General features: G+C 44.6%; 6 protein-coding genes. 1 reads left to right on the plus strand and 5 read right to left on the minus strand.

Annotation, left to right across the window (positions count from 1 at the left end; genetic code table 11):
- The first annotated feature begins 417 nt into the window (after nucleotides 1–417).
- A complete protein-coding gene (locus LPW36_RS17300) occupies nucleotides 418–594 on the plus strand; it encodes a hypothetical protein (protein ID WP_230611819.1) in 177 nt (58 codons plus the stop codon).
- Between the two features lie 76 nt (nucleotides 595–670).
- On the opposite strand, the gene LPW36_RS17305 is transcribed toward LPW36_RS17300, so the two are convergent.
- The 5 genes from LPW36_RS17305 to LPW36_RS17325 all read right to left on the minus strand — a co-directional run.
- The gene (locus LPW36_RS17305) at nucleotides 671–1861 is read right to left on the minus strand and encodes an amino acid aminotransferase (RefSeq protein ID WP_230611821.1); all 1191 of its coding nucleotides are present in this window, start codon (nucleotides 1859–1861) and stop codon (nucleotides 671–673) included.
- Nucleotides 1862–2094: 233 nt separating this feature from the next.
- Nucleotides 2095–3186: a porin OmpC gene (gene ompC / locus LPW36_RS17310; RefSeq protein WP_230611824.1), complete on the minus strand. Its 1092-nt coding sequence runs from the start codon at nucleotides 3184–3186 to the stop codon at nucleotides 2095–2097.
- Nucleotides 3187–3479: 293 nt separating this feature from the next.
- Nucleotides 3480–4880, minus strand: a complete 1401-nt coding sequence (gene asnS, locus LPW36_RS17315; protein ID WP_230611822.1) for an asparagine--tRNA ligase — start codon at nucleotides 4878–4880, stop codon at nucleotides 3480–3482.
- Nucleotides 4881–5152: 272 nt separating this feature from the next.
- The gene (gene pncB / locus LPW36_RS17320; protein ID WP_230611823.1) at nucleotides 5153–6361 is read right to left on the minus strand and encodes a nicotinate phosphoribosyltransferase; all 1209 of its coding nucleotides are present in this window, start codon (nucleotides 6359–6361) and stop codon (nucleotides 5153–5155) included.
- A 129-nt stretch (nucleotides 6362–6490) separates the two neighbouring features.
- The coding region (locus LPW36_RS17325; protein WP_230609480.1) for an IS1 family transposase at nucleotides 6491–6596 on the minus strand (106 nt) is incomplete at its 5' end.

Below are 6596 nucleotides of genomic sequence, written 5' to 3' on the forward strand. Positions count from 1 at the left end.
CTTCCCGTGTAACAGGTTTAACAGACGTCAGCCTTGAGGGAGGCCATCTGGCGCTGGAGGGTAACGTCAGCGCCGGACAGAATATCGCATTGAGTGGAACCCGTCTGCAAACCGGCGCGCAGTCAAAATTCCAAATTCCCCCACGAAAACCCCTACCCATCAATTGACCCCATCGCTGTATAAATATACTGTGGCAGGGCAGGCGGGTTTACTCGCTGCCAAAAAGCAAAACCCCGCAGTGCGGTAACACTAACGGGGTTTCTAACCACAACGTTAAGAAAGGTAACATTATGGCTACTAAACAGCATACCCAAACTCAACCTAAATTTATACTTGTCATCAGATCCAATTTTCGATCAGGATCGGGTAAACGATCCTCAGTTTTAGCCGGTTCTCCGTTAAGCGAGGTAATCTCTTATGCTTAACTCAATCGAACCTGGCGCAAACGATCCACTGGAACTGGCAGAGCAGTGCCTTGCCCTGATAACGGCAGTCGTAAAAGTGGATGAAGCCCCGGTAAAAGAGTCGCTACAGTTCATCCTGCAAGAGAAAATGACAGCCTTATTTATAGCGCTTGATACCACTTGCAACTGAGTTTGAAAGGGTAGATAAATAATGGGCCAGTCATCAAAATAACTGTCCCATTAATCAATTAAACCATTATTCCGGCCTACAGCACCGCAACAATCGCCTCACACAGTGGAGCCATATTATCCAGCGTCATCCCGGCAACGTTAATCCGGCCAGAGTTGACTGCATAGATAGCATAATCGCTTCTCAAACGCAGCACCTGCTCTTGAGTCAGACCACTGAAGGAGAACATACCGTTTTGCTGAATAATAAAGCTAAAGTCCTGTTGAGCGCCTTTTTCCTGTAGCGTATTAACAAACAGCTGACGCATACGATGGATACGCTGGCGCATATCTGTCAGTTCTTGCTCCCAGGTAGCGCGCAGAGTAGGGTTGCTCAGAATGGTGGCAACAATAGAAGCACCATGGGCAGGAGGGTTAGAGTAGTTAGCGCGAATAACCGACTTCACCTGACTGAATGAACGTTCTGCGGTTTCGCTATCTGTCGCTACCAGAGTAAAAGCACCTACACGCTCATTATACAAACCAAAGTTTTTGGAGAAAGAACTGGCAACAATCAGTTCTGAATGAGTTGCGGCAAACAGGCGTAAACCCTGAGCATCTTCTTCGAGGCCATTAGCAAAACCCTGATAGGCGAAGTCAAACAGTGGTAACCAACCGCGCTCGGCAGACAGCTCTGCCAGTTTCTGCCATTGCTCAACCGTTGGATCTATTCCGGTAGGGTTATGGCAGCAGCCGTGAAACAGCACCACATCACCCGCCTGAGCTTTATCTAAGCTGGCTAACATACCGTCGAAATCTAAAGCGTGTTCTTCGGCATTGTAGTAAGTATATTCTGGCGTTTCTAATCCGGCAGCCTGAAACACATTTTTATGATTTGGCCAGGTTGGATTACTGATCCAGACGCGTTTCACATTGGTATTGGAAGCGATAAAGTCTGCTGCAATACGTAAGGCACCGGTACCGCCTAGGGCCTGAGCTGTGCGAGCACGTTTCTCGCTGATAATTGAATTACCTGCACCAAATAATAACTCCTGAGTACAGGTGGCGAATGCCGGAATACCTGCAATACCAAGGTAGTTTTTGGTTTTTTCATTTTCCAGCAGATACTGTTCTGCTTTTTTTACGCTTTCAAGAACCGGCGTTTGGCCGGTTTCGTCTTTATATACCCCAATACCTAGGTTGATTTTACTTGGGCGGGTTTCAGCGTTATATAGCTCTCCCAATCCTAATATCGGGTCAGCGGGCGCAGCTTTAATATGTTCAAACATAGTTGATGACTTCCATGAATCAGATTAATGGAGAAAAGCAGAAGTATAGCCAGATTAACGCTAATTAATTGGGTTTGACAATGGTTTAGACTGAAAAAGTAATTAAAACTATAAAGCCGGTAGATATATTGAAAAATCTAATAATCAAACGGGTTATTTTATCGAACAGTTTATATTATGCATTAAAAAGGCACTCCGAAGAGTGCCTATTACATATCATCAAATAAGATGAATTAGAACTGGTAAACGATACCTACAGCTACTACGTCATCAGTGTTGATGCCAGCAGCAGTTGTGAAGCCGTTGTCATCCAGCAGGTTGATTTTGTAGTCAACTTTAGTGGAGATGTTTTTGTTGAAGTAGTAAGTAGCACCAACATCAACATACTTCATCAGGTCTTCGTTATTATAACCAACGAAATCTAAATCTTTACCTTTAGATTGCAGGTAAGCTAAAGATGGTTGTAAGCCAAAATCGAACAGGTATTGAGCTACAACTTCAACGTTCTGAGTTTTGTTTGCAGTAACATTGCCATGTTTGGTCATGTTATAAGTTTGGCTATACATAGCTGCTAAATAAACGTTGTTAGCATCGTATTTGATGCCGCCAACAGCAGCATCAGCACGGTCACCCGAAGCATAACCAGAACCTGCCGGTGTTGGAGCACTTTGCGTATCAGTACGGTCAGATGAAGAATATGCTGCACCAAGAGACAGACCATTGCCTAATTCATAAGCAGAAGAAATACCCCAGCCATCACCGTTACGGTCAACGGCATTACGGTCGCTACCGTCATTGCGGCCTTGGTATTGAACGGCAAATTTCAGGCCATCAACCAAACCAAAGAAGTTTTTGTTACGATAAGTAGCCAGGTTACCAGCACGCTGGTTCATGAATGTATCAGTGTGTTGGAATGTATCGCCACCAAGTTCTGGCAGCACATCGGTCCACGCACCGATATCATAAACAACACCGCTGTTACGACCATAGTCGAAAGAACCTGCATCACCCATCTTTAAGCCAGCATATGCATAACGGGTTTTCTGTGAGTTTTTACCGCTGCTTTCAGATTTATCTGCAAACATTTCGGTTTGGTAGTAACCATAACCAACTAATTGATCATTAACTTGAGTTTCACCACGCAGACCGAAACGAGCGTAAGTTTTGTCGCCATCGTTGCCTTTGTTATCAGTGAAATAGTGAGAACCCTGAATCTTGCCGGTAACGTCTAACTTGTTACCATCTTTGTTATATACTTCTGCTGCGTTTGCTGCACCAGCAACTAACAGAGCTGGTACGACCACTGCTAAAATTTTACGTTTCATCATTTTATTAACTTCCCTCATTGGAATTGTCTGACACCTGCCACTGCTTCCAACTTTATAGTTGGTAAACGTTGATGCCATTTTTTAAGCCACCCGCAGTTTTTCATTCGCAAGGCAGTTAATCTAGCCTCTAAATGCTACTAATATCCTAAAGAAGTTACAAGCGGAAAATAGGTATTTCCAGATGTGAATCCAATTGAACTTTGTGAGAAGCATCTAATTTTTAAAAAACAAAAGGCCAAAATTGCTGGCCTTTTGTTTTTTGAGTGAAATTTAGTCAATTTCTGTAGGTTTTAGAAAGAGACGTTTCTTGGCGTTCTCGGGAACGGAATAACGTCACGTACGTTTTGTACTCCGGTCACATAAGCAATTAAACGTTCAAAGCCTAAACCAAAACCTGCATGTGGCACTGTGCCGTAGCGGCGCAGGTCACGATACCAGCTGTAATCTTCTTTATTCATACCTAATTCAGCCAGGCGGCGGTCAAACTGTTCCAGACGCTCTTCACGTTGAGAACCACCAATAATTTCGCCGATGCCAGGGGCCAAAACGTCCATTGCTGCAACGGTTTTACCATCTTCATTCATACGCATATAGAAAGCTTTAATATCTTTTGGATAGTTTTTAACTACTACTGGCGCTTTGAAGTGCTTCTCGGCCAAATAGCGCTCATGCTCAGAAGAGAGGTCAATACCCCAGCTTACCGGGTTTTCAAAGCTCTGACCGCTGTTAATCAGAATGTCGATCGCATCGGTATAGTCAACCTGAGCAAAGTCAGACGTTACAAATTTTTCCAGGCGAGAAATCGCTTCACTGTCTACGCGTTCCGCAAAGAAGGCCATATCATCAGCGCGCTCTTCTAAAACCGCTTTGAAAACATACTTCAGCATACTTTCGGCTAGTGCGGCAATATCGTTCAGGGTTGCGAAAGCGACTTCCGGTTCAACCATCCAGAATTCAGCCAGATGGCGACTGGTGTTGGAGTTTTCTGCGCGGAACGTCGGACCAAAAGTATAAATTTTGGATAACGCACAGGCGTAGGTTTCGCCGTTTAACTGACCTGATACCGTCAGGAATGACTCGCTGCCGAAGAAGTCCTGATTGAAATCAACCAAACCTTTATCGTTACGCGGCAGGTTTTCCAGATCCAGCGTAGAAACGCGGAACATTTCACCGGCACCTTCCGTATCGGCAGCGGTAATAATAGGCGTGGATACCCAGAAATACCCCTGCTCATCAAAGAAGCGGTGAATCGCTTGTGCAAGCGTGTGTCTGACGCGAGCTACTGCACCAATAATATTGGTACGTGGGCGTAGGTGAGCAACTTCACGCAGATATTCAATGGTATGACGTTTAGCCGCCATTGGATAAGTGTCCGGATCGTCAATCCAGCCGGTTACCTGAACGTCAGTCGCCTGCAATTCAAAAGATTGACCTTCGCCCGGTGATGCCGTGACTTTGCCGGTAATAATGACGGAACAACCGGTAGTCAGGCGTAACACTTCATCCTGATAATTAGGCAGAGAATTATTGATGACAGCCTGTAATGGATTAAAGCACGAACCGTCATAAACGGTCAGAAAGGATATACCGGCTTTAGAATCACGCCGGGTACGTACCCAACCGCGTACGGTGACTTCGCTGTCAACCGCAGCACGGCCTTGCAGTACGTCGACTACAGGCACTACGCTCATAAATTTCTCTCTATATGATGTTAAATTATCTGAATTTTATTTCGGGCCGCTTTTTGTGGCATTCCGACTCTTAATTACGCGCTGCATATTAACTGACAGACAGAAAACAGCAATCTCCGTCACATCACATCGGTCATTCAGTTAAAAACAGAAGTGCTTTTAACCTGATGACTTATTGAATGTCGGGGTAATTGATAAAGGTACTAAAAAAAGCCGCCTTTTTACAATAGAAAGGCGGCTTTTCTTTTTATTTACTGTATTAATTTGCTAAATCAGCTATCACGTTTCACCAGCGGTAAATTGAAGGCTTTATGTAATGCTTTGACAAACGCTTTATCCTGACAGATGGTTTTCCCCGGGCTGTCTGACAGTTTAGCCACTGGTTTACCATTACACTGAATCAGTTTTATGACGATATTCAGCGGGCTGACATTGGGTATGTCGCAGGTCAGTCGTGTTCCAATACCAAAAACCAGCTTAATGCGGGTATGAAAACGTTTGTATAGCGCCAGAGCCTTATCCAAATTGAGGTTATCAGAAAACACTAACATTTTAGTTAATGGATCGATGCCGAGATTCTGATAGTGGGCGATGGCTTTTTCGCCCCATTCAAATGGATCGCCAGAATCATGCCTTAAACCTTCATACTGGCTGGCAAACTGAATAGCAAAATCACGTAAGAAAGCATCCATAGTAATGCAGTCTGTTAACGCGATTCCTAACAGATCCGGATACTCATCCAGCCAGCCCTGTAGTGCAGCACGTTGGCTGTTAGCCAGCACCGGGCTTATCTGTTGAAAAGCCTGAAACCACTCATGGGCCTGAGTTCCTATTGGCGAAAGATTCAGGCGACGAGCCAGGTCGTAATTGCTGGTTCCTGCCATATAGGGAGAGAACTCTTGCTGTAACAGCGCAACGATGTCTTGCTGAACCGCTTTGCTATAGCGACGGCGCGTACCAAAATCAGAAATTCTGAATTGTGACAGATCGGTATCGGCATAATCCTGACGGAAACGGGTTAGTTTCTCTTTTAAATGCGAAATTGCCTGTTCGCTGCCAATATCCGGCGTTCTGTGGCGGTGTATGGTTTCGCTAATTACCGCTAACAGCGGAACTTCCCACAGAATGGCTTCATACCAAAGGCCGGTAATACGAACTTTCAATCGTCCTTTCTCATTACTGACCTGCACCTGAGCCGGATTGAAGCGAAAGGTTTTTAACCAGTTGAGATAATCCTGCTGGAAAAAGGGCAGGGAGGCCAGATATTGGTATTCATCTTCAGTTAATGCCAAATCACGAATCAATGATATCTGTTGGCGAATTTCGTCTGCATATTCACCCAGAAGATCTTCGCTGCGACAGCGAAACTCCGCGACCACAGTGGTATTACGATAGCGATGAAAAACGGCTTGCTGCATGTGCAGCTTATAGGCATCGGTATCTAATAATGACGTAAGGATGGGGGTTGCCTGTTGTTTCATGTTGCGGTTACTGTTTTCTCATTAGGTGACGCACTGAAATATTCAGAGAGTATACCTTTAATATTCACTTAAATAAAAGAAGTATATAAAACAATGATATATGAGAGTAAATTCGGTCGTGACGCAGATTTAGTGGTAATGATTGATCGTCAGATACCATCCGATGATCTTATCGTGCATTTCTTCTGACTTTGAGAAGCAGATAGTCTTGCGGGTCAACCGTTTAAGATGGGTT

The sequence above is a fragment of the Limnobaculum eriocheiris genome (assembly GCF_021010575.1).
GTDB lineage: Bacteria > Pseudomonadota > Gammaproteobacteria > Enterobacterales > Enterobacteriaceae > Limnobaculum > Limnobaculum eriocheiris.